Below are 23,755 nucleotides of genomic sequence, written 5' to 3'. Positions count from 1 at the left end.
CTAAGCAATAACTTATTGGATTGTCATCAACGAGTGCCCACACAGATTGATAGGTTTATATTGTTAAAGAGCGTTCTTCTTTGTGACTCATGTCACTTCGGAAGAGGCAGCCATTCTAGCGAAATAATCTTTAGTGTCAAACACTTTTTTGCTTTTTATTTCACATTTAAAAAGTGAAGGCAAATAACTATTTCGTTTCTTTCTGACCTGTCTGACTGGCTTTAAACTCTTATGAGCCCTTGCCCTGTCGACGAGGAGGGATTATAGAGATCACGCTCACATTGGCAAGCGTTATTTTGAAAAAATTGCAAAAACAACGTTTAAATGCTGACTTTTCGCTCAAAGCCTTATTTATCCAACTTTACCCCAGCAAAGCAAACATAATACCCACAGAGTTATCCACAACTGCTATTTTTCAGGCAAAATAAAAGGCCGCATTGCGACCTTTCTTCTTATATATAGGAGAGCGGACTAGATACCTGAACCGTCCTGTTCATTAGACTCTTCGTGCAGCCCACACTCTCTTTTTAAGCCAAAGAAACGTGTTTCTTCCTCGCTCATGCCTGGCTGCCACTTTTTGGTTGTATGAGTATCCCCAACTGAAAGGTACCCCTCATCCCAAAGAGGATGATAAGACAAACCATGTTGATCCAGATAGTAATGCACATCCTTATTAACCCAATCGATCACTGGCAGAAACTTAAACACTCCATTTTGGATAGATAAAATTGGCAAGCTAGCTCGTGATTTAGATTGCTCGCGACGTAACCCCGAAAACCAAGTCCCTACTTCTAGTTCATCCAAGGCTCGTCGCATTGGCTCGACTTTGTTTATCTTATTGTATTTCTCAATACCCTCTATACCTTGGTCCCATAGCTTGCCGTAACGCGCTTCTTGCCAATTGGCACTTTCTTTAGATCGATATACTTTGAGGTTCAAGGTCAGTTGTTCACTTAATTGATCAATGAAACGATAAGTCTCGGGAAATAAATACCCAGTATCCGTCAAGATAATCGGTATGTCAGGTCGCTGCCGAGTAACCAAATGGAGCATAACCGCAGCTTGAATACCAAAACTAGATGAGACCGCAAATTCACCCTCTAAGTTATCTAACGCCCAAGCAACCCTTTGTTGCGCCGTAAGCTGCTCTAACTCAACATTGATTTGACTAAGACGGAGTACTTGTTCCGTCTTAGTCAATGTAAGCAGCTCACCTAATTTCGGTTTAGAAGCCACTGAATCAAGCATATAAATCCCTCTTAGAAACTTTGACTTCTTGGATAATTCCAGCACGAATCATGAAATCACCAAACCCTTCACTTGCTTCACGCTCTTTTGCCCAGCGACCAACTAGCCGATCGATCTCTGCAAGGATCTGTTTATCAGTAATGTTCTCTTTATACATCTTAGGTATACGAGTACCCGCTCTATTGCCACCTAAGTGTAGGTTGTAACGACCTGGCGCTTTACCCACCAGACCAATTTCTGCCAACATCGCACGACCACAACCATTCGGACAACCAGTTACGCGTAAAATAATATTGTCTTCTTCAGGCAACCCATGCTTTACCAGTATACCTTCGACATCGGTGACGAAGCCCGGTAAGAAGCGTTCTGCCTCGGCCATTGCAAGTGGACAGGTTGGAAAAGCCACACACGCCATTGAGTTTTTACGTTGTTCACTAACAGAATCGTCGATTAAGCCATGCTCACGAGCAATCTTTTCGATTGTCGCTTTGTCATTTTTCGCTACACCAGCAACAATCAAGTTTTGGTTGGCTGTCATGCGGAAATCGCCTTTATGAATTTTGGCAATTTTAGCAACACCCGTTTTAAGCGGTTTACCTGGGTAATCGAGTAGGCGACCATTTTCAATAAAGAGAGCTAAATGGTGTTTACCATCGATACCTTCCACCCAACCAATGCGATCGCCACGGTCAGTAAATTCGTATGGTCGGCTGTCAGCAAACTTCACGCCCGCGCGTTTTTCTACTTCCGCTTTAAAGACATCAATACCGACACGATCTAGCGTGTACTTGGTTTTGGCATTCTTACGATTTGAACGGTTACCCCAATCGCGCTGAGTCGTGACTACTGCTGCTGCGACCTCAAGTGTTTTCTCTAGCGGGACAAATCCGAAGTCATCGGCACGGCGAGCGTAGGTAGAGGTATCACCGTGCGTCATTGCAAGCCCCCCACCGACCAGTACGTTAAAGCCCACCAGCTTACCGTTATCACCAATTGCGACAAAGTTGAGATCGTTCGCGTGCACATCAACATCATTTTGTGGCGGGATCACCACGGTGGTTTTAAATTTACGTGGTAAGTAAGTACTGCCTAAAATTGGCTCGTCATCTTCCGTCGTTTCGACCTTTTCGCCATCTAACCAAATTTCAGCATACGCTTTGGTTTTAGGTAGCAGGTGCTCACTGATTTTCTTAGCCCACTCGTACGCTTCTTGATGAAGTTCAGATTCAATCGGGTTAGTGGTACATAATACGTTACGGTTTACGTCCCCAGCGGTGGCAATTGAATCAATACCAATACTGTTAAGCGTTTGATGCATTAACTTGATATTAGGTTTTAGCACTCCGTGAAACTGAAAGGTTTGACGTGTAGTCAGGCGAATGCTGCCATAAAGCGAATGCTCAGTAGCAAACTTATCAATCGCCAGCCACTGCTTCGGCGTAATGACTCCACCCGGCATACGGGCACGCAGCATGACATTGTGTAATGGTTCGAGTTTTTGCTTAGTTCGTTCGTTGCGAATATCACGGTCATCTTGCTGATACATGCCATGGAAACGAATCAACTGGAAGTTATCTGCAGTAAATCCACCCGTGATACGGTCTTGCAAATCTTGCTCTATGGTACCGCGCAGAAAATTACTTTGAGTTTTAAGACGCTCATTATCAGAAAGTGGCCCTAGCTCTTCGCCTAATACAACTTGGTTCTTGTTTTCAGTAGCAGCACTCATTAGTAAACATCCCTTTGATAACGTTTCGCTTTACGTAGTTCATTAATAAATTCTTCCGCGTCATCGCGAGAAAGCTGGCCCTGTTGCTCAACAACATGCACCAAAGCTTCATGCACATCTTTCGCCATGCGTGTTGCATCGCCACACACATAGATGTAGGCACCTTGTTGAATCCACTGCCAGACTTGCTGTGCATTTTCTAAGATACGATGCTGAACGTAGACCTTTTCTCCTTGGTCGCGACTAAAGGCGACATCCAAACGGTTCAGTACCCCAGACTTGAGGTACTTTTGCCACTCGACTTGATAAAGAAAGTCTTGAGTAAAGGTGCGGTCACCAAAGAACAACCAGTTCTTGCCTTGTGCATCGCGATTATCGCGATCTTGAATAAAGCTGCGGAAAGGCGCGATACCTGTACCTGGGCCGATCATGATCATAGGCGTATTGTCGTCTTGAGGTAGCTTAAAGTTATTGTTGTTCTCAACGAACACTTTGACTTTACCGCCCTCTTCTAAGCGATGAGAGAGATAGCTTGATGCGCCACCAAAGCGTTTTTCATCACCCTGATCGTACTCCACCAAACCCACTGTCAGGTGTACTTCGTCATCGACTTCCGTTTGACTTGAGGCAATAGAATATAGACGAGGCGTTAAACGACGTAATAAGCCAACCAACTCATCGGCAGATAGTTTGGTCTTTTTCTCCGCGAGCACATCGACGACTTGAGTGTTACTCGCGTACTCACGCAGCTTATCTTTATCTTCCACCAGCTTGAGCAGCTTTTTGCTTGCTGACAGCTCAGCGAATTTTGTTACCAGTTGCGGATTGGCAGAAGTAATCTCAAATTTGTTAACCAAAGCACTGTGAATAGAAAGGCTTTCACCGTCTACCTCAACGCTTTCAACCCCAGACAGTCCCACTTTAGCGAGAATGGCATTCGCCAACTGAGAGCTATTTTCAAACCACACCCCAAGAGCGTCACCCGGTTGATAAGAAAGTCCTGAACCTTCAAGATCAATCTCAATATGGCGAACGTCTTTACCTGAATCTCGCCCCGTGATCTTTTGGCTCGTCAACAAGGTTGCCGTATACGGATGTTGCTTATTATAAAGAGAGTGACCTGCAACAGCCTGACCGACAGGTAACTGCACGATGTCAGCCTCTGAGCCCGAAGCGAGTGCTTGCTTGACAGACTCTAACGCTTTGCTGCGCCATTCAGAGACGGAGGCATCGTAATCGACATCACAATCGATACGGTCAATAAAAGGTGTCGCGCCCAATTTAGCCAGGTAGGCATCAAAGTCTTTACCCGTTTGGCAAAAGAACTCGTAACTTGAATCACCTAACCCAATCACACCATATTGAAGATTGACTAATTTAGGGGCTTTCTTCGATTGAAGAAACTCGTGTAATTCAATCGCATTATCTGGCGCTTCACCTTCACCATTGGTTGAGGCAACGATAATAACGTAGGTTTCTTTCGCTAAGTTTTTACCTTTGTAGTCATTGGCATCAAACAACTCTGCGGTAATACCTAGTGCTCTGGCTTCTTGCTCTAGCGCTTCAGCAACGCCTTTCGCATTGCCAGTCTGGGAAGCGTATATAATTGATAACTTCCCCGCAGGCTTAGCCGCTACTGCAGCCACAGCTTGGCTGACTGAGCCTGAAGCCGCCCCGGTTTGTGTTTGTGATAATCCCCAGAAGTAGCCACTTACCCATGCTAACTGCTGAGGAGATAGATCGGCCATACTTTGCTGCAAAGCGCTCAACTGCATATCATTGAGCGGAGCAGCGATAGATGGAAGTTCTTGTGGCGTGTTTCCTTGAGAGGACACGTTCTTGTTTAAAGACATGGTCTCGACATCCCTATTCATTGCGTGATGATAGATTAACCACTCTCTTTAATAACAAGAAAGAATAGAAGTGAATGTTTTATAACTTTTTGAATTAAAGAACGGAGAAAAAAACCGCAGCACACACTATTTCGCTTCAACACGAACTTGTTTAAAGCCCACTGCCATCGCTGATTTAGACGCAAGATCAAGGTCTAAATAATGGCACTCTTCTCCATTAGAATCGGTTAATAGAACAAAACCACCACGCGCGTGACGAAATTCAACAATCCAATGCCCTTCCTGTGCGGAAGGCTCGATGATAGCCTCAACTAACTGTTGTTCTCGATATAAGTTTCTTAGTTCAGTAATGGTCATGAGATTCCTTTCTCGAGCTGATAGACGTTCCCTTACTAAGCATGGCTAAACACGGAAAAAGTGCTAAATGAAAATCGATAGATATAACAAATGGATATAAAAAAACGCCGCATTATATTGCGACGTTTCTAGTATCAACTGATTGAACGAGTTAAAAAGCGAACTCAGCACCAACGAAAAAGCCATTGGCAAACACGAAAGGGTCACCACTAGTATTAGGAAATGCTTCAGATTCCAAATCAATGACTCGGTAACCACCACGAATCGCTAGCGTATTACTGCCTAACGGTAGACGATATTGCACGCCCGCCATCAAATCGGTGCTCTTGATGCCGCTACTGTCACCAAAATTCATTTCACCAATAATATCGACATTCGTATTGGGGACAGTTAACTCCGCATAGCCATACCAAGCCCAAATGGTTTTATCAAATGTCGCACGAGCGCCATCTTCTGGATTGAGGTATTTAGTATTGGCCAAATCACTGAACGTAAGACCAGCATCAAAGTGCATTAAGTCATGCTCTAACACGCGATAATAAAGAGTCAGATCTAACTTATTGAACGCAGTGTAATCTGCATCCACTTTAGAGTAACGAATACGTGCGTCCGGCGCATAACGAACATCATGCTCAATTGCCACAAAGACACTACCCGTCGTATCTGCTTTTTTCCTCACGCCATTCACTTTAGTATCTGGTAACCACACTTCAGCACCGACTTTGGTTGTTAAAGATGGCTCTGCATACGCTGATGCCGAGACAATAGCCGCTAAAGCAATGGTGGTTTTTAAACCCATCAGATAGATTCTCCAAGTAGTGTATCAGCACCGCAAACCGCGCAAAGCTAAAAACGGATAGATACGATTTGGTCACAATTCTATCATAGTCATTATGTTAGCTCGTGCGTTTTTATCTACCTTGATTGGGCAACATGGTTCTTGAAAAACCAAATACCGATAGCGATCACAATCAACCACGGCAACAACTTGAATGCTACACTGAGCATTCCGAGTAGCACCATCACAACTAGCGAAAATGCAACACCAGCAATCACGGTCACCATGGTAACCCCTGTTACTAACAAGGTCGCGCCAAATACCAATATAAAGATCAATTCAAACATATGATTCTCCTTCGTTTGATTCACTTATATCAGGATATGTGCCAACTTAGAGGAATATTCAAGATGCTGAAAAGTAACAATAAAAAAAGAGCACCAACGAAAGATGCTGTTAATAACCATTCAGAGTGGTCAAAAATACTCACTAAGTAGGTATTTTTTACACATCTAACTGTTGCGGGATCTTCGCCAGTGCCGTTTGAACCACTTCAATACCCGACCCCGGTTTGTGTGCATTTTCACTAATGTAACGACGCCATTGGCGCGCACCCGGCATGTTTTGGAACAGTCCCAACATATGGCGAGTAATGTGGCCAAGATAAGCACCTTGAGTCAGTTGTTGTTCGATGTATGGATACATCTCTTCCACCACTTGGCGACGCTTCTTGACGGGTTTATCTAAGCCAAAGATCAACTGATCCACTTCCGATAAGATGTATGGATTTTGATATGCTTCACGGCCCACCATAACACCATCTAAATGCTCTAAGTGCGCTTGAGTATCGGCTAATGTTTTCACGCCGCCATTGACCGCAATCGTCAGGTGAGAGAAGTCTTTCTTCAACTGATAGGCACGCGGATAATCCAACGGCGGGATCTCGCGGTTCTCTTTCGGGCTTAGTCCGGATAACCACGCTTTACGCGCATGAATCGTAAACTGATCGCAACCACCTTGTTCTGAAACGATAGAAACAAAGTCAGTTAAAAACTGGTAGGAGTCTTGGTCATCAATACCAATACGGGTTTTAACCGTCACCGGCACATCAACCACTTCACGCATCGCAGCAACGCACTCCGCCACCAGTTTAGGGTCTGCCATCAAGCATGCACCAAAGCGACCATTTTGCACTCGGTCAGACGGGCAACCGACATTAAGGTTAATTTCGTCGTAACCACGTTCAGCGGCAAGTTTGGCACAGGTTGCCAAGTCTTGAGGGTTTGAACCACCAAGCTGCAACGCCACGGGATGCTCTTCTTGGTTATAAGCGAGAAAATCACCTTTACCATGGATGATCGCACCGGTTGTGACCATCTCGGTATACAACAAGGTTTCACTAGTCAGCAAGCGATGAAAGTATCGACAATGACGGTCGGTCCAATCGAGCATCGGGGCAATGGAAAAGCGATTTGCGGCGTATTTACTAGTATTGTCAGGATTCATAAGGTGTTACTCGAAATCTTACCACTGCATATACATACAGAAACTGGCTGGAATTGCCCCCGATTTACCCTTTCAGTACGCATTTAGTACGTATAGATCGAGTAGGACAAATGGCATCATTCAGCATTAAAAAACGCACACTAAAAAGCGTTGAAATGCGCTTCACAGTGGGCATCAAAGTTAAAAATAATTCGGCGATTATACACAGAGAATCGAAAACATTCAGGAAAAAGAGTTCGCTCGAACCTGTGGAAATAAAAGAGTTAGAGAGCTAGAAGATCCGTACTCACACCAGCAAAAATCCGTACCAATATACGTCCTGCTCGACAAATTTATGGAAGAGTCTGATTTGTGGGATAAACAGGGTAGGACGAAGCAAGACGATACTGGTTAGAGATAGAAAAGACCCAAGGAAGAAAGAGGGCAACCACATGATTGTTCCGTTACTTGGTGAGTCATTTGAGATCGCACTTAAACAACCGAACAAAGGCGAACTTATTTTTCCGTACAACTCACGCAGTGTTAGCGCAGGCTTCCAGCGAGTACGGAACGAATTAGGTATTGAAAATTTGAGGTATAATGACTTGCGGAGAGAGGGAGCAAGTCGGCTCTTTGAGAAAGGGTACTCAATTGAGGAAGTAGCTCAAGTCACAGGTCATAGGAATTTAAATATTCTATGGCAGGTATATACGCAACTTTACCCTGACAAATTATACGACAAGGCTCAAAAATAAGCTTAAAAAATAGAACTAGGTTACTGATATTAAATTAACAACACCAATGACCAAAGCTATTGATTTAAATAATGAAAGTGAGCAATAACTTGCCCCTTAGTGATCCGCATTCAATATTCAACCATACACACAATTCACAGCTCTCAAGACATGTTATAAGAACCAAATTTAAATATGGCTAGAAGAGGTTATTATGCCCGCACAGGTCAAAGGGACTTTTTGCAACATCAAAGGATTTAAGCCCTCTCAAAGAACAAGAATCGCCATTAAAGACATGAACAATGTGATAAAAATGAGTAGTTACTTGGATAAACTAGTAGCTCTCATTCCTTTTTATCACCTATTCGCGGGACGAAAATCATATACTGGTGTGGCGATTACCAGCGCTGGGTGGAACGCATCAACCTATGATTGGAAAATGTTTAACGATGCCATGATGGCTATCCCTCTAATAAAGAGAAAACGACTAGAAAATATTGCCGAAAACGAGATGCTTTTTGCTAATGGAAAAGATTATGAATTTTGGACATGTGTATACAACTCACTTTAAGCTATTCCTAGCTTTATTACCTTTGACTTTTAGTGTTTCAGCCGCGGGGTTGGAAAATAAAGAGTCTTTGCAACAAACGTATGTTGAGACGTACGAGGCGCTCAACCAGAAAGTTGGAGAGTGTTCTAAGTTGAAGAAACAGCGAAACATCAGCATTACCGACGAATGGTTACAATCCCAACCTCTTTTAACTCAAAAAGTGGTTTTGTTTGAACTATCCAAAAAAGCAGAGAAACGTTGCGCGCAAGCCGAGGAGACAGATTATGTGAATGCCATTTTCGAGTTAGCTGTAATTGGCGAAAGTGACGCTCTAAACCAATACATAGAGCTAAGACGGTACGACCTTCCAAAAGAATCTAATAAGAAAATCTTAGATAAACTTGATAATAAGCAACTTGAGCGCTTAGCTGAGTTAGAGAAGTTTCAATCCCCCTTTAATCTCATTTCAGCATTCAAAAAATAATATCTAGATTGCTTGTTATACAGCCCGCAGATTAGCGGGCTTTGTTTTATTTACGTTTTCTTGTTTTGCATTTGGTTGTCGTCCCTTTCGCTTTGACTGCACCACCACCTTTCTTAAATCGGTAAGCTTTCTTGAGTGTACCATTGGCTTCCAGACCTGTTTTACGTGCTGCCATTATTCGGCTCCGTAATGATAACAAGCATTGATGGGGGTGATCCCATAGATGTTAGGTACTGTAATATCTCAACCATAATTACTTAAACTCATTGCGTAGGGTTTCCCATAGGCCAAATACTATTGGAGCACTTACGCCAATAATGCCACCGAATTGAACACCGTCTGCCGATACGCTCGCGGTGATAAGTTCAGGGTGTTTGGATGCCAATTTGACTCCCACATCGACGCTGAGGCTTAATGCTTCTTTTACTCTTAAGCCAAACTTAAGGACTAGATAGCATCTGTTGCGATGCTTTAGAGCGAAGGTTTCGCGATGAGATACGTGTAATCCATGCTTGTTGGTATCGTTTTGATTGTAGATAAGGTAACTTATGGATCTTCGACCGACTGCGGTATGTCGATTGCATATAGAATAAAATACTGACGCGGTTGTCGGAATTTGCTTACCGAGCGACGATAAACCTCGATAAATGGTATATTATTAGAAATGTCCAATGGTAACGGTGACAAGTTTGGATCAACAGTTAGTAAAACAAGTTGAAGAGATATGCACAACAAGAGGGGTTAGGTTAACCACTCAGCGCAAACGAGTATTTGAACTTATTTGTGCTAGCCCTAAAGCCTCAAGTGCTTATGAACTGTTGGAAGAGCTCAAGTTGAGTGAACCTCAAGCAAAACCGCCAACCGTGTATCGCGCTTTGGACTTTTTGCTTGAGCAAGGTTTTATTCACCGAGTGGAATCAACCAACAGTTATATCCAGTGTGGCTCTTGTAACGCACACAAGCATTATTCGCACTTGCTGATTTGTGATAAATGCAGCAACGTTATTGAACTACAAGATGATAGTTTGATAGCCTTACTAGCAGAAAACGCTCAAGCTCATGGCTTTAAACCCAGTAATCATGTAATTGAATCTCATGGTATTTGCCAGTCCTGTTCGACTGAAATGTAAAATAAAGATATAGAAGAAGATTATGCGCGCTGAATTTGTAAACCCGTTTTTAGCTTCATTGATGAACGTATTAAAAACGATGGCCTCACTGGAATTGAAGCCACAGAAGCCTCGTGTCAAGAAAGATGAAATTGCACGCGGTGACGTATCAGGTTTAATAGGGATGGTTGGCACTCAAAGCCGCGGCTCTATGTCTATTACATTTGATGAAAGTCTGGCATTGGAAATCATGCAAAACATGCTGGGTGAAAGACCTAACGGTTTGAATGATGAAGTGACCGACATGGTGGGCGAAATCACCAATATGGTGACAGGCGGAGCCAAACGAATCCTTGCAGAAAGTGGTTTTGATTTTGATATGGCTACACCTGTCGTGGTATCAGGTAAAGGTCACACGATTCGTCATAAATGTGAAGGGTCGATTATTATTATGCCTTTCACTTCTCAATGGGGGAACGCCTTCATCGAGATCTGTTTCGAGTAACCTCGAACTAGAAACTAAAAACGCTTCCAATGGAAGCGTTTTTGCGTTTTAGACGATGACATTTCTCTCGCGGAGCACTTGCAGACAATCTTCCACCAGCGCATCAATTGACTTTTCTCCCGCTAGCAAGTCAATCTCTGGATTAAGTGGCGCTTGATATTCTGAGTCAATGCCAGTGAAGTTAGTGATCTCGCCTGAACGGGCTTTCTTATACAAACCTTTCGGGTCGCGCTGTTCGCACACCGCTAATGAGGTGTTAACGAACACTTCCATAAACTCACCCTCAGCCAACATGTCACGCACCATCTGTCGTTCGTTGCGATGTGGTGAGATAAACGCAGATAGCACAATTAAGCCCGCATCAGCCATCAACTTGGCGAGCTCTCCGATACGGCGAATGTTCTCTCGTCGGTCTTGCTCGGAAAACCCTAAGTCACTGCATAGACCATGGCGCACATTGTCACCATCAAGTAGGTAAGTGTGATGACCAAGCTCGGCTAAACGCGCTTCAAGTGCGCCGGCTATGGTGGATTTCCCCGCACCAGATAAGCCAGTAAACCACAGCACGACTGGTTTTTGCTGTTTTAAGCCAGCACGAAAGTTTTTATCGATAGCGTGCTGATGCCACACGATGTTTTCATCTTTGCTTGGCGTTTCCGCAGTCATAGTTTAGTCCTTTTAATACGGGAAAAAGAGGGGAATTAGCGTCAACACCAAAGCGGAGTAAACGATAGAAATGGGAATTCCAACTCGAACATAATCGGTTAATGTATAATTGCCAACGCTGTACACCAGCAGATTGGTTTGATAGCCATAAGGCGAAATAAAGCTAGCACTAGCACCAAACAACACAGCCATAATAAAAGGCATAGGATCAACGCCATACCCTAGCGCCATACTATAGCCAATAGGGAACGCAAGTGCCGCGGCGGCATTATTGGTGACAAGCTCGGTCAAAATCAAGGTGAGTAGGTAAGTGGCAACCAAGGCGCCAAAGACCCCCCAGCCGTTAAACGCTTCGATAAACATTTGCCCTAGACTGACCGACAGACCAGACGACAACATTAATTGGGCAATCGACAGTGCTGAACCGACAATAACGACGATATCCACCGGAAAACGACGACGCAGTTCACCAAGTTGAATCACTCCACACAGCAGTGCCGCTAGTAAAAATACCGACAAGCCTTTAATCAGCGGAACAAATTCAAGCAGCGCTAAGGCAATTACCACAGAAAACCCCACCAGTACTAGAGCCGATTTAGTGCTATCAAGGCGAGCGCTCGAATCTAGGTCGTTAATTTGCACAAACTCTTTACGATGCGCTTGGCGCTCTTGCTCAAAGCGTTTACCCGGCACGACGACCAAAGTATCTCCCGCATTGAGGGTGATATTACCAAGGCCACCTTGCAAACGTTCATGACCTCGGCGAATAGCAACAACAACGGCATCAAAACGGTCACGAAAATGGCTCGACTTTAAAGTCTTATTACAGAAGCTCGCCGATGAGCTGACCACTACTTCGACAAACCCTTGGCCATTAAGATGGTGCTGACCAAATAAGGTTAAACCTTGGATCTCTTGCAGTGTCGCGACGCTTTCAATATCGCCGCAAAACAGTAAGCGATCGCGCGCTTGCAAGACAAAGTCTGGGTCAACCGACGGGAGTGATTGTCCATCACGCACCACTTCAGCTAAAAAGAGCTTACGCAGCGCACGCAGATTATTTTCGCTAATGCTGCGCTCCACCAAAGGCGACCCTGGTTCAACTCGAGCTTCAAGAAAGTAAGGCAAATCATCTTGGCTATGATCGTCGTAATTAGGTAGCAGGTAGCTCAGTGGAATCAAAACCAACAGTCCACCAAACAGTACCGACAGACCGATCATCGTCGGAGCAAAAAAGCCCAAACTCGGCAGTCCAGCATCTTCAACAAAGCTATTGATGATCAAGTTGGTTGAGGTGCCGATCAGCGTTAGCGTGCCACCTAAGATCGCCGCATAAGAAAGCGGGATCAATAAGCGCGATGGCGCATGTTGTTGATTACGTTTAATGGCGCCAATCAGTGACACCACAACCGCGGTATTGTTTGTAAATGAGGACAGTAACGCCGTTGAGAGACCTAATTTCGCGACCGCAATCCCTAAACAACCATGCGATAATGATCGGCTTACCCAACTGATCAAGCGGGTTTTCTCTAGCGCGGCTGACGCTAAGATCAGCAGCACCAAGGTCAATAACGACGAGTTAGTGAAGTTAGTGGCAACGTCACCCAGCTCAATCATCCCGGCAAGAAAAGCGATAAACGCCGCACCTGCAAAAATAAAACTGGGTTTGATTCTCGTGGTCAATAAGCAAGTCACTATTCCTAGTAACATTGCCAATACTAAACCTTGTTGCCACATATACTTCCCTATCGCCTTCGCGGACTATTTCAGTCGCTGGCTAATATCTTTGCTTTCCCAATGTGGGAAATGTTTGCGCACTAGGGCATTGAGCTCTAGTTCAAACGCCGAGATATCTGTCGCTTTTTGTTCAATCTGAGACAGACTTTCACGTACTAGCCCAGCGCCAACCGTCACATTCGTTAAGCGGTCGATAATGATAAAGCCGCCCGTGTCTTGGCAAGCCAAGTAGCCATCCAGAGCCACAGATTCGGTTAGCGTCCACTCACACAGACCAATACCATTGAGTGGCAGCTCGGCGGCGCTATGTGTCGAGAGGTTATTAATATCGTACTGATGGCGAATCGCTTCCACTCGACCAACCGTCTTCTTACCGGCTAACTTGATGTCATACTCACGGCCAGGTTGCAGTGGTTGCTCAGTCATCCATACCACATCCGCAAGTAGATGATTACTTGACTCAACACTGGCATTTTCAAGCACAATCAAATCACCGCGACTGATATCAATTTCATCTTCGAGTGTCAGCGTCACCGCAAGGCCAGCTTGGGCTTGGTCAAGGTCATCATCAAAAGTAACAATTCGCGCCACTTTTGATGCTTTGCCAGAAGGTAAGGCTTTAACCGCATCACCGACGTTGACACTGCCTGACGCAATCGTGCCAGCAAAGCCACGGAAATCGAGATTTGGTCGATTAACGTATTGCACAGGGAAGCGGAAATCACCGACTTTTTTCTCGTAGTCGACATCAATGTTTTCTAAGATCTCTAACAAAGGCGGCCCTTCAAACCAGCTCATGTTCGAGCTTGGTTCGACGACGTTATCCCCTTCTAGCGCTGACAATGGCAAGATCTGAATGTTGATCTCTCCATGAAGGTTTTTTGAGAACTCAAGATACTCATCGCGAATCTGTTCAAAACGGCTTTGTGAGTAGTCGACCAAATCCATCTTGTTGACCGCAACCACAAAGTGCTTCAGACCAAGCAAGTTCGAGATGAAGGAGTGACGACGCGTTTGATCAAGCACACCTTTACGGGCATCAATTAAGATCACGGCCAAATCACAGGTAGACGCACCTGTTGCCATATTACGCGTGTACTGCTCATGCCCTGGAGTATCCGCAATAATAAACTTACGTTTTTGGGTCGAGAAGTAACGGTACGCCACATCAATGGTGATACCCTGTTCGCGTTCAGCCTGTAGTCCATCTACCAGCAGTGCTAAATCAGGACGCTCCCCAGTCGTACCAACACGCTGGCTATCATTGTGAACCGCCGCTAACTGATCTTCATAAATCTGTTTTGAGTCATGTAATAAACGACCAATTAGCGTACTTTTACCATCATCAACCGAGCCACAAGTTAAGAATCTAAGCATTGACTTGTACTGGTGCTGTGTGAGGTATCCTTCGATACCAAGCTCTTCAAGTTGAGCTTCAACTGCGCTATTCATTTTCTTTCCTTAGATCTATAGGCCAATGGCCCTAAAAGTAACCTTGACGCTTTTTCAGCTCCATCGATCCTGACTGATCGTGGTCGATCGCTCGCCCTTGACGTTCACTCGAGGTTGCGACCAACATCTCTTCGATGATGCCGGTTAACGTGTTCGCTTCAGATTCAATCGCTCCAGTGAGTGGATAACAGCCCAAGGTACGAAAACGTACGCTCTTATGTTCGATCTGCTCACCCGGTTCGAGTTTCATACGTTCATCATCAACCATGATCAACATGCCATCGCGCTCAACCACTGGACGAGTGTCCGACAGATAAAGCGGAACAATTTCAATATTTTCTAGGTAGATGTATTGCCAGATATCAAGCTCAGTCCAATTCGACAGAGGGAAAACTCGGATGCTCTCACCCTTGTTGATCTGACCGTTATAGGTGCGCCATAGCTCCGGTCGCTGGTTTTTCGGATCCCAAGTATGGTTCTTGTCGCGAAATGAGTAGACACGCTCTTTGGCGCGAGACTTCTCTTCATCACGTCGCGCACCACCAAAAGCAGCATCAAACCCATACTTGTTTAGCGCCTGCTTTAAGCCTTGCGTTTTCATGATGTCAGTGTGCTTTGATGAACCATGAGTAAACGGGCTACACCCCATCGCAAGACCTTCTGGGTTCTTATGCACCAAAAGATCAAAGCCATATTTTTTGGCGGTACGATCGCGAAATTCGATCATCTCTTTGAATTTCCAATCGGTATCGACATGAAGTAGCGGGAATGGAATCTTTCCTGGGTAAAAAGCTTTACGCGCCAAATGAAGCATGACCGATGAGTCTTTACCGATCGAGTACATCATCACAGGATTATCAAACTCGGCGGCCACTTCACGAATAATGTGAATACTCTCCGCTTCGAGTTGCTTTAAATGGGTTAAACGTTCTTGGTCCATGTTAGTTGCTTCCTTTACAGATCTATGAGCCTGTGGCTAATCTAAATAATGGCGTGAGTTAGGCTGACTGACGCTGCTTGGGATTCACGTGCGGTTGCGGCTCAAACCAAGCCAATTTATCCGACAGTGATACCACTTCACCAATCACAATCAGTGATGGTGATTGAGCGTCTTTGGCAAGATCAGCGAGTTGAGATAACTGACCTTTAAACACTTTTTGTTGGCGCTGGGTGCCGCGCTCAATAATCGCGATCGGTGTATCGAGTCGGCGACCGTGCGCAATCAACTGGCTTTGAATATATTCCGACGTCATCAAGCCCATGTAGATCACCAGTGTTTGCTGACCACGAGCGAGGGTTGTCCAATCCATTTGATCACTTTCAGCTTTAAGGTGACCAGTAATGAACATCGCTGATTGGGCGTAATCACGATGAGTGAGTGGAATACCAGCGTAAGCGGTCGCCCCTGCCGCTGCGGTAATTCCTGGCACAACATGAAAAGAGACGCCGGCTTCAGCCAAGACTTCTAACTCTTCACCGCCGCGACCAAAGATAAATGGATCGCCCCCCTTGATACGCACGACTCGATAGCCCTGTAGAGCAAAGTCGAGCAGCAGTTGATTGGTTTTTTCTTGAGGGACACTATGGTGGCCAGCGCGCTTACCCACACAAACTAAAATACTATCGCTTGGCACCAACGACATGATCTCATCAGCAACGAGATAATCATAAAGCACTACGTCAGCTTGCTGGAGGAAACGCATCGCTTTAATGGTCAGCAATTCGATATCACCGGGGCCTGCACCAACCAGCGCCACCTCACCCTTAGCCAGCACACTCGCGCCAATGGCGTTAAAGTCGGTTTGATTGCTACGTTGTGCACGCTGATTACTCACAGGAAATTGAGAAATCGTATCCTTGCTCGCCATAATGTCATCCTTCATCGTTTATGTTGGCATTATGGCGCCCTTGGCATATTACCTGAAATTCTAAAATTTCATTTTTTATACCTTTTTATGATAAGGGAAAATCATCACGATTTTCTCGCTGAGCGTTTTTGAGAGATTACCGACAGATCAGTTCATGTCCGGCGCTTCACGTCACACTTTGTCGCTGAATGAAATTATTGTTTCATTAAGTTTTGTTACATTATGCAGCGTCTAACTAAACGTTATCGGAGCTCAAAATGAAAGTAGTAGTGAAACCTCTGTCTCTTGCCATCCTCGGCGCAATGCTGACCATGGCTGGTCCTACAATGGCAGATACGATCAAACTTCGTATTGTCGAAACGACTGATATTCACACCAACGTAATGGATTATGACTACTACAAAGACACACCATCGCAAAAAATCGGCCTTACTCGCGCCGCAACCCTCGTCAAGCAAGCTCGAGCTGAAGTAGAAAATAGTGTCTTGGTTGATAACGGTGACTTGATTCAAGGCAGCCCGATGGGAGATTACATCGCTGCAAAAGGCATCAACGCTGGCGAAGTTCACCCAGTCTACAAAGCGATGAACCAATTGAACTACGACGTCGGTAACATCGGTAACCACGAATTTAATTACGGTTTAGAGTTCCTCGCAGAAACGATTAATGACGCAGATTTCCCATACGTCAATGCTAACGTATTCGATAAAAAAACCGGCGAGCACTATTTCAAGCCTTACATGATCAAGTCACACACTTTTAAAGACGTTGACGGTGCTGAGCACGAAATCAAAGTAGGTTACATCGGCTTTGTTCCACCACAGATCATGGTTTGGGATAAGAAAAATCTCGAAGGCAAAGTGTTTGCAAAAGACATCAAAGAGACGGCTGAAGAACTTGTCCCTCAGATGAAAAAAGAGGGGGCAGACGTTATCGTTGCGATTCCACACTCTGGAGTATCTTCTGATCCCCATAAAGTGGGCGCCGAGAACTCAACCTACTACCTAGCAGAAGTCGATGGCATCGATGCGATTGCTTTTGGTCATTCCCACGCGGTGTTCCCAGGTAAAGGCTTTGATAATATCCAAGGCGTCGACAACCAAGCAGGTACTATCAATGGCGTCGCGGCAGTCATGCCTGGCCGCTGGGGCAGTCATGTTGGTGTGATTGACCTTGAGCTTAAAGAGCAAGATGGCAAATGGACAGTGGTTAAAAGCCAATCGCAAGCACGCCCAATCTTTGATAAAGCCACCAAGAAACCGCTCGTTGACGCCGATACGGAGATGGTAAAAGTGCTTGAAGCCGACCACAAAGGCACGCGTGATTTTGTTAACCAACCGATTGGTAAAGCCAACGATGTGATGTACAGCTTCTTGGCCTTGGTGCAAGATGATCCAACGGTTCAGATCGTTAACTTAGCGCAAAAAGATTATGTCGAGCGCTTTATTCAGGGTGATCCTGACTTGGCCGATATCCCCGTGCTCTCCGCCGCCGCACCATTTAAAGCTGGCGGTCGTAAGAATGATCCAGGTAACTTTACCGAAGTTGAGTCTGGTCAGTTAACTTTCCGCAACGCTGCCGATCTTTACCTCTACCCGAACACGCTGGTGGCGATGAAGGTAACGGGTAAAGAAGTTAAAAAGTGGTTGGAATGCACCGCAGGTCAGTTCAAACAAATCGACGTGAACAGTAGCGCACCTCAACAACTGATTGATTGGGATGGTTTCCGTACGTATAACTTTGATGTAATCGATGGGGTCAACTATCAGATTGATGTCACTAAGCCTGCTAAGTACGATGGTAACTGTAAAGTCATCAACCAAGATGCAGAGCGTATTGTTGATCTGACTTACCAAGGTAAACCTATCGATACCAAGCAAGACTTCATTATCGCAACCAATAACTACCGCGCTTACAGCAACAAGTTCCCAGGAACTGGCTCTGACTTTGTCGCGTTCGACTCACCAGATGAAAACCGCTCCGTTATCGCAGCTTACATTAGTCGTGTTAGCCAAGAGAAAGGCCAAGTCACACCAAGTGCGGATAACAACTGGTCATTTGCACCGATCCAATCAGATAAGGCTCTCGATATTCGCTTTGAAACCTCACCGAGCGATAAAGCAGCACAATTTATCGAGCAAAAAGGCCAATATCCAATGAAGCGCGTCGCCACTGACGATGTCGGCTTTGCGGTCTACCAAATTGACTTACAAAAATAGTCTTTAAGTACGCCAAAAGCCGCGACTCTGTTCGCGGCTTTTTTATCTTTCTGATGGCATAAAATCGGTTAGAATCAGCTCACCTTCCTCCAATCAGACTGCAACCATGTTAGACAGCTTTAAGCAGCAACTCTCAGAATACGGTTTTCACTCATGTGAAATAAACCAACTGTGCCAATCTGCCCAGCTTATTGAGCTGCCCACTCGCCACATTTTGCTGCATCAGGGACAAATGGCCCAAGCGATCTATTTCTTACTTGATGGAATTTGTCACTCCGCTTACCTGACCGAGAAAGGCAAAGAGTTCAGCAAAGAGTTTTATTGGGAAAACGATTGGATTATTGGTTTCGAAAGCTTAATCAAACAGCAACCCTCCCCCTATTTACTTGAGTCTTTAACCCCCTGCTCGATGATCGCTTTACCGCTTGAAACGTTACGAATTTGGCGCGCTGAAAAACAGAGCCTTTATCTTAAGTTACTCGAAACTCAATTAATGCATAAAGAGAACAAAGAACGCTTTATGTTGCTTTACAGTCCAGAGGAACGTTATGCACTGTTTTGTCAGCACTTTCCTCATCTACTCTCGCGGCTCAATGACTATCAAATTGCCGCTTACTTGGGAATTACATCGATCAGCTTGAGTCGTATCAAAAAGCGCGCTCAAAGTTAACAATTGTTAATGTCGAACTTGAAGTGAGTTGCTACATTCGCGCTAAACACAGCATTAAGGCAAAGCAAATATGATCGATTGGCAACTCATTCCTTTTTCACAGCTTGACACCACCGAGCTCTATCAGCTGCTAAAACTCAGGGTCGATGTTTTCGTCGTTGAGCAGACGTGCCCTTACCCTGAGCTTGATGATAAAGATCATCAAGCAGGGGTTTACCATCTTCTTGGCTACCAAAATAAACAATTAGTCGCATATGCGCGTTTGCTACCTAAAGGCGTTAGTTACCCTAACAGCAGCATTGGTCGAGTGGCGACACTAGCGAGCAAACGCGGCGGCGGTTTAGGTCACCAACTCATTAAACAAGCCATCGCAAGCTGTCAAACACTGTGGCCAAATGAGAGCATTGAAATCGGCGCACAACAACATCTCGCAAACTTTTATCAGCGGCATGGTTTTGTCCAAACGTCACCGATGTACCTTGAAGATGATATTCCCCACATCGACATGAAGCTTGAGCAATAGCGTGGTTGCCTCAGCGACTTATAGCGCCATTCTACTATTGGTGATCGGGAACTTGGCTGCATCACTGTCAGATGTAGCCGTTAAGTTGCTTGATGGCCAAGTCTCTACGTTTCAATATGTGTTTCTGCGCCAATTGATTGCCACTGTAGTGATTTTACCTTTGTGGTGGCGACAAGCACCAAGCAACAAACAACTTCACAACCCCAGACTCAATTTATTCCGTGCCCATCTGATCATCATCGGTAGCGCTTGTATGGTGGTGGCAATTACTCATCTAACGTTAGCGACTGCCAATGCCGTGTTCTATGCCGCGCCACTATTGATGCTGCCGTTGGCCGTGTTACTACTGGATGAAAAAACGTCGCTACAGCGCTGGATCGCCTCCATCTTTGGTTTTATCGGTGTGATTGTGGTCTTGCGTCCTTCAGAATTCCATTGGGCCGCCCTTTTTGCGCTGGGCACAACGCTAACTCTGGCGCTATTTAACCTGACCGCACGTAAACTACCCAGCAATCAGAGCGTGATCAGTACCCTTTTCTGGACGTCGTTACTTTCATTGCCTGTGTCAGCCCTGCTGGCTTTTATCTATTGGACACCGATTTCACTTAGTCATTTGACACTTATCGTCGCCAGTGCGAGTTTAATATTGTTTTATAACGGTTTAGCTGTGATGGCTTATCGAAAGGCGCCTGCCGGACAGATTGCAATAGCTGAAAACTCAGGGCTAATCTTCGTGGTGTTGTTTGGCGTGATTGGGTTTGATGAGATTCCAGACTGGATGACGGCACTCGGGATAACAATGATTATTATCCCCCTAATGCCTTGGCAATTTCTACGTTACTTGCTGCGACCAAAACCGCCGTCTGACAAGCGGAAAAACATCACTGACTGATTGTTTTTTTCAAGCTGCAGGATATCGAGCTGACCGTTGTCCGCCAATTTAAATCGCACCAGTTGGCCTTGTTTGATGTAGCTTAACGGTTTATCAGAACCTTCAACTTTAACCAGTGCGTTTAAGTCTGCCATCGCTAATCCATTACTACGGAAAACCTGTGCTAAGGTATCGCCATTTTGCACTTGATACTCTTTCCAAGCATCTGCTGAAGTCTGTGACTTCTTGGGGGCACTGTTTTGCTCGCTCAAACTGCGCGTGTTGATATCCACATTGACACGCTGAGTCGCTGATGGCTGAGGAGAATCACTAGCAGCATCAGGTTTAGGTGCTGGAATTATCAGTAAAATAACCAATATCGGTATCAGTACCATTAATGCGCGCTGATGAAGTTTTGGTAGTATGTGCCACTTCCCTACGACCCGCTGCTTGGTAGCTGACCAGTCAACGGAGTTGAGCTTTGCCTTTACCATCTCAACGTAATCCACTTTCTGTTGCCTGTTCTTCTTTCTACGGTTCATCGCACCTTGTCTCCAAATCGGCGTTATTCTAAGTATAAAAACCAAGCCGCTATCAGTATAGGAATTTTATTGATTGATAGTGATAACGCAGTCAAATTTGACCGAAACGTGGTTAAAAAGAGAGACAGATCTCAGCCTGTAACACCACACTCGAATACCCATCGACCATTTCATCATAAGCGCATAACTGGTATCCTTGGCACTTTATACACCATAAATAGAGAGACACCATGTCTGAAGTAAAATTTGACACTGTAGAGCAAAAAGCAAGCTACGGTATCGGTCTACAAATGGGTCAGCAACTGGCTGGTTCTGGTCTAGAAGGTCTTAACGTTGACGCTATCGCAGCTGGTATCGCAACTGCACTTGTTGGTGAACAGCCAGCAATTGAAGTGGATGAAATCAACGCTGCACTACAAGAACTTCACACTCGTATGGAATCATCACGTCAAGAAGCCGCTAAAGTTGCTGCCGCTGACGGAGAAGCGTTCCTAAAAGACAATGCTCTACGTCCAGAAGTAACGGTTCTTGAGTCTGGTCTACAGTACGAAATGATCACTGAAGGTACTGGTGAAATCCCAACTTCAGATAAGCAAGTTCGCGTTCACTACCACGGCGAACTAACAGACGGTACTGTATTCGACAGTTCTGTTTCACGTGGCCAACCTGCTGAATTCCCTGTAACAGGTGTTATCAAAGGTTGGGTAGAAGCACTTCAACTAATGCCTGTAGGTTCTAAATGGAAACTCTACATCCCACAAGATCTTGCCTATGGTGAGCGCGGCGCAGGTGCAGCTATCCCTCCATTTGCAGCGCTAGTGTTCGAAGTAGAACTACTCGACATCCTTTAATTTTTCGCAAATTAACACATTTAAACGGCGACCAATGTGTCGCCGTTTTTATACCCAGAATTCAGGCACAAAAAAACCGAGCTAATGCTCGGTTTTTTCGTTCATACGAACCTGATTACTCAGCAGCTTCTTCAGCAGCTGGGCGATCGACAAGCTCAATGTAAGCCATTGGAGCTTTATCACCAGTACGGAAACCAGCTTTTAGGATACGAGTGTAACCGCCCTGACGAGCAGCAAAACGTGGACCTAGTTCGTTAAATAGTTTTGCAACTACTTCGTTGTCACGAGTACGTGCAAATGCTAGACGACGGTTAGCAACGCTGTCAGTCTTAGCTAGTGTAATCAAAGGCTCAACTACGCGACGTAGCTCTTTTGCTTTTGGCAATGTAGTCTTGATAACTTCATGACGTACTAGAGAGCTAGCCATGTTGCTAAACATCGCTTTACGATGTGAGCTGTTGCGGTTGAGTTGACGACCACTCTTACGATGGCGCATGACCTAATCCTTCTAACTATTATCGATTAATCTTCAGCGATAGACGCTGGTGGCCAGTTTTCTAGGCGCATGCCCAGAGACAGACCACGTGATGCAAGTACGTCTTTAATCTCTGTAAGAGATTTTTTACCAAGGTTAGGCGTTTTAAGTAGCTCAACCTCAGTACGCTGTACAAGATCACCGATGTAGTGAATCGCTTCTGCTTTTAGACAGTTAGCAGAGCGAACTGTTAGTTCAAGATCGTCTACAGGACGCAGTAGGATCGGATCGAATTCTGGCTTCTCTTCCTTCTCCTCAGGTACACGTACATCACGAAGATCTACGAACGCATCCAGTTGTTCAGCTAGGATGGTAGCTGCACGACGGATTGCTTCCTCAGGGTCTAGTGTACCGTTCGTTTCCATATCGATGACAAGCTTGTCTAAGTCTGTACGCTGCTCTACACGAGCCGCTTCAACAGAATAAGCAATTTTATCCACTGGGCTGTACGTAGCGTCAACCAGTAGGCGACCAATAGGACGCTCATCTTCTTCAGTATGGATACGAGCTGAAGCCGGAACATAACCGCGACCACGTTCAACTTTGATACGCATTGCGATCTCAGCGTTGTCATTAGTTAGATGACAAATAACGTGTTCAGGGTTAGCGATCTCTACATCACCATCATGGGTGATGTCACCTGCAACCACAGGGCCCGAGCCTGATTTATTCAAAGTAATGAACACTTCATCTTTGCCTTCGGCAACGTGTACAGCCAAACCTTTAAGGTTTAGAAGGATTTCAAGAATATCTTCTTGAACACCTTCTTTAGTGCTGTACTCATGAAGTACGCCTTCAATTTCTACTTCTGTTACAGCACAACCTGGCATAGAAGATAGAAGAATACGGCGAAGTGCATTACCAAGAGTATGGCCAAAACCACGCTCTAATGGCTCAAGAGTTACTTTTGCGTGAGTCGTGCTGACTTGTTCGATGTCAACAAGACGCGGCTTAAGAAATTCTGTTACAGAACCCTGCATTGTGTCCTC

The 23,755-nt window shown here is 45.1% G+C and carries 25 protein-coding genes and 2 pseudogenes; 10 read left to right on the top strand and 17 right to left on the bottom strand.

The genetic code is table 11. The annotated features are described in order from the left end of the window. Positions 1 to 471: 471 nt before the first annotated feature. From CDZ87_RS12430 to dusA, 7 genes are all read right to left on the bottom strand, one after another. On the bottom strand, positions 472 to 1,248 hold the full coding sequence (locus CDZ87_RS12430; RefSeq protein WP_100753826.1) for a phosphoadenylyl-sulfate reductase: 777 nt from the start codon (positions 1,246 to 1,248) through the stop codon (positions 472 to 474). Beyond that, entirely contained in the window at positions 1,241 to 2,977 is a 1,737-nt protein-coding gene (gene cysI / locus CDZ87_RS12425) for an assimilatory sulfite reductase (NADPH) hemoprotein subunit (protein WP_100753825.1), read from the bottom strand. The genes CDZ87_RS12430 and cysI overlap by 8 nt, the downstream gene beginning before the upstream one ends. After that, positions 2,977 to 4,830: an assimilatory sulfite reductase (NADPH) flavoprotein subunit gene (locus CDZ87_RS12420; protein ID WP_100753824.1), complete on the bottom strand. Its 1,854-nt coding sequence runs from the start codon at positions 4,828 to 4,830 to the stop codon at positions 2,977 to 2,979. Before CDZ87_RS12420 ends, cysI begins: the two co-directional genes overlap by 1 nt. A 126-nt stretch (positions 4,831 to 4,956) precedes the next feature. Next, complete coding sequence (locus CDZ87_RS12415) at positions 4,957 to 5,187, bottom strand: hypothetical protein (RefSeq protein WP_038175219.1); 231 nt, start codon at positions 5,185 to 5,187, stop codon at positions 4,957 to 4,959. A gap of 151 nt (positions 5,188 to 5,338) precedes the next feature. Then, positions 5,339 to 5,986 carry a TIGR04219 family outer membrane beta-barrel protein gene (locus tag CDZ87_RS12410; protein WP_100753823.1) on the bottom strand — a complete coding sequence of 216 codons (648 nt, stop codon included), beginning with the start codon at positions 5,984 to 5,986 and terminating at the stop codon, positions 5,339 to 5,341. 116 nt (positions 5,987 to 6,102) lie between these two features. Beyond that, positions 6,103 to 6,312: an envelope stress response protein PspG gene (pspG, locus tag CDZ87_RS12405; RefSeq protein ID WP_100753822.1), complete on the bottom strand. Its 210-nt coding sequence runs from the start codon at positions 6,310 to 6,312 to the stop codon at positions 6,103 to 6,105. 157 nt (positions 6,313 to 6,469) lie between these two features. Then, the gene (gene dusA / locus CDZ87_RS12400) at positions 6,470 to 7,471 is read right to left on the bottom strand and encodes a tRNA dihydrouridine(20/20a) synthase DusA (protein ID WP_100753821.1); all 1,002 of its coding nucleotides are present in this window, start codon (positions 7,469 to 7,471) and stop codon (positions 6,470 to 6,472) included. A 110-nt stretch (positions 7,472 to 7,581) separates the two neighbouring features. On the opposite strand from dusA, the pseudogene CDZ87_RS12395 reads away from it, so the two are divergent. The 3 genes and pseudogenes from CDZ87_RS12395 to CDZ87_RS12385 all read left to right on the top strand — a co-directional run bounded on the left by CDZ87_RS12395 (position 7,582) and on the right by CDZ87_RS12385 (position 9,218). Then, positions 7,582 to 8,205 (top strand): annotated as a pseudogene (locus tag CDZ87_RS12395) (tyrosine-type recombinase/integrase). A gap of 193 nt (positions 8,206 to 8,398) precedes the next feature. Then, the gene (locus tag CDZ87_RS12390; RefSeq protein ID WP_100753820.1) at positions 8,399 to 8,755 is read left to right on the top strand and encodes a hypothetical protein; all 357 of its coding nucleotides are present in this window, start codon (positions 8,399 to 8,401) and stop codon (positions 8,753 to 8,755) included. Beyond that, positions 8,709 to 9,218: a hypothetical protein gene (locus tag CDZ87_RS12385; RefSeq protein ID WP_157806471.1), complete on the top strand. Its 510-nt coding sequence runs from the start codon at positions 8,709 to 8,711 to the stop codon at positions 9,216 to 9,218. Before CDZ87_RS12390 ends, CDZ87_RS12385 begins: the two co-directional genes overlap by 47 nt. A gap of 46 nt (positions 9,219 to 9,264) precedes the next feature. Here CDZ87_RS12385 and CDZ87_RS17455 read toward each other — a convergent pair whose 3' ends face one another. Then, complete coding sequence (locus CDZ87_RS17455; protein ID WP_281251970.1) at positions 9,265 to 9,393, bottom strand: hypothetical protein; 129 nt, start codon at positions 9,391 to 9,393, stop codon at positions 9,265 to 9,267. Between the two features lie 78 nt (positions 9,394 to 9,471). Beyond that, positions 9,472 to 9,603 carry a hypothetical protein gene (locus CDZ87_RS17450; RefSeq protein ID WP_281251971.1) on the bottom strand — a complete coding sequence of 44 codons (132 nt, stop codon included), beginning with the start codon at positions 9,601 to 9,603 and terminating at the stop codon, positions 9,472 to 9,474. Between the two features lie 286 nt (positions 9,604 to 9,889). Here CDZ87_RS17450 and zur point away from each other — a divergent pair, with 286 nt between their 5' ends. Together zur and CDZ87_RS12375 are read left to right on the top strand one after the other, a co-directional pair. Then, positions 9,890 to 10,348 carry a zinc uptake transcriptional repressor Zur gene (zur, locus tag CDZ87_RS12380; RefSeq protein WP_100753818.1) on the top strand — a complete coding sequence of 153 codons (459 nt, stop codon included), beginning with the start codon at positions 9,890 to 9,892 and terminating at the stop codon, positions 10,346 to 10,348. 22 nt (positions 10,349 to 10,370) lie between these two features. Beyond that, positions 10,371 to 10,832: a chemotaxis protein CheX gene (locus CDZ87_RS12375; RefSeq protein WP_004748296.1), complete on the top strand. Its 462-nt coding sequence runs from the start codon at positions 10,371 to 10,373 to the stop codon at positions 10,830 to 10,832. 48 nt (positions 10,833 to 10,880) lie between these two features. Here the strand turns inward: CDZ87_RS12375 and cysC are convergent, their stop codons facing one another. The 5 genes and pseudogenes from cysC to cobA all read right to left on the bottom strand — a co-directional run bounded on the left by cysC (position 10,881) and on the right by cobA (position 16,555). Continuing rightward, a complete protein-coding gene (gene cysC / locus CDZ87_RS12370; protein WP_100753817.1) occupies positions 10,881 to 11,498 on the bottom strand; it encodes an adenylyl-sulfate kinase in 618 nt (205 codons plus the stop codon). Between the two features lie 12 nt (positions 11,499 to 11,510). After that, complete coding sequence (locus tag CDZ87_RS12365) at positions 11,511 to 13,235, bottom strand: SLC13 family permease (protein WP_100753816.1); 1,725 nt, start codon at positions 13,233 to 13,235, stop codon at positions 11,511 to 11,513. Between the two features lie 24 nt (positions 13,236 to 13,259). Continuing rightward, the gene (cysN, locus tag CDZ87_RS12360) at positions 13,260 to 14,687 is read right to left on the bottom strand and encodes a sulfate adenylyltransferase subunit CysN (protein WP_100753815.1); all 1,428 of its coding nucleotides are present in this window, start codon (positions 14,685 to 14,687) and stop codon (positions 13,260 to 13,262) included. A gap of 31 nt (positions 14,688 to 14,718) precedes the next feature. Continuing rightward, positions 14,719 to 15,648, bottom strand: a pseudogene (cysD, locus tag CDZ87_RS12355) (sulfate adenylyltransferase subunit CysD); the annotation flags it as partial. A 37-nt stretch (positions 15,649 to 15,685) separates the two neighbouring features. Continuing rightward, a complete protein-coding gene (cobA, locus tag CDZ87_RS12350) occupies positions 15,686 to 16,555 on the bottom strand; it encodes a uroporphyrinogen-III C-methyltransferase (RefSeq protein WP_100753813.1) in 870 nt (289 codons plus the stop codon). Between the two features lie 257 nt (positions 16,556 to 16,812). Here cobA and cpdB point away from each other — a divergent pair, with 257 nt between their 5' ends. The 4 genes from cpdB to CDZ87_RS12330 all read left to right on the top strand — a co-directional run bounded on the left by cpdB (position 16,813) and on the right by CDZ87_RS12330 (position 20,859). Further along, positions 16,813 to 18,774 carry a 2',3'-cyclic-nucleotide 2'-phosphodiesterase gene (cpdB, locus tag CDZ87_RS12345; protein ID WP_100753812.1) on the top strand — a complete coding sequence of 654 codons (1,962 nt, stop codon included), beginning with the start codon at positions 16,813 to 16,815 and terminating at the stop codon, positions 18,772 to 18,774. Between the two features lie 106 nt (positions 18,775 to 18,880). After that, positions 18,881 to 19,444: a Crp/Fnr family transcriptional regulator gene (locus CDZ87_RS12340; protein ID WP_100753811.1), complete on the top strand. Its 564-nt coding sequence runs from the start codon at positions 18,881 to 18,883 to the stop codon at positions 19,442 to 19,444. A 70-nt stretch (positions 19,445 to 19,514) separates the two neighbouring features. After that, positions 19,515 to 19,967, top strand: a complete 453-nt coding sequence (locus tag CDZ87_RS12335; protein WP_100753810.1) for a GNAT family N-acetyltransferase — start codon at positions 19,515 to 19,517, stop codon at positions 19,965 to 19,967. Beyond that, entirely contained in the window at positions 19,957 to 20,859 is a 903-nt protein-coding gene (locus tag CDZ87_RS12330) for a DMT family transporter (RefSeq protein ID WP_245834706.1), read from the top strand. The genes CDZ87_RS12335 and CDZ87_RS12330 overlap by 11 nt, the downstream gene beginning before the upstream one ends. On the opposite strand, the gene CDZ87_RS12325 is transcribed toward CDZ87_RS12330, so the two are convergent. Beyond that, on the bottom strand, positions 20,805 to 21,380 hold the full coding sequence (locus CDZ87_RS12325) for a LysM-like peptidoglycan-binding domain-containing protein (RefSeq protein ID WP_100753808.1): 576 nt from the start codon (positions 21,378 to 21,380) through the stop codon (positions 20,805 to 20,807). The two genes, CDZ87_RS12330 and CDZ87_RS12325, sit on opposite strands and share 55 nt — an antisense overlap. Before the next feature lie 230 nt (positions 21,381 to 21,610). Between CDZ87_RS12325 and bamJ the strand changes: the two genes are divergently transcribed. Next, on the top strand, positions 21,611 to 22,231 hold the full coding sequence (gene bamJ, locus CDZ87_RS12320; protein ID WP_038175196.1) for a BamJ family beta-barrel-assembly machinery protein: 621 nt from the start codon (positions 21,611 to 21,613) through the stop codon (positions 22,229 to 22,231). Between the two features lie 115 nt (positions 22,232 to 22,346). Here bamJ and rplQ read toward each other — a convergent pair whose 3' ends face one another. Then, on the bottom strand, positions 22,347 to 22,727 hold the full coding sequence (gene rplQ / locus CDZ87_RS12315; RefSeq protein ID WP_004410405.1) for a 50S ribosomal protein L17: 381 nt from the start codon (positions 22,725 to 22,727) through the stop codon (positions 22,347 to 22,349). A gap of 26 nt (positions 22,728 to 22,753) precedes the next feature. Next, complete coding sequence (locus CDZ87_RS12310; RefSeq protein ID WP_038175193.1) at positions 22,754 to 23,746, bottom strand: DNA-directed RNA polymerase subunit alpha; 993 nt, start codon at positions 23,744 to 23,746, stop codon at positions 22,754 to 22,756. Between the last annotated feature and the right edge of the window lie 9 nt (positions 23,747 to 23,755).

The sequence above is a fragment of the Vibrio salilacus genome (genome assembly GCF_002811245.1).
GTDB lineage: Bacteria > Pseudomonadota > Gammaproteobacteria > Enterobacterales > Vibrionaceae > Vibrio > Vibrio salilacus.
The sequence above is the reverse complement of the archived record's forward strand: the minus strand, read 5'-3'. Positions and strand labels throughout refer to the sequence as shown.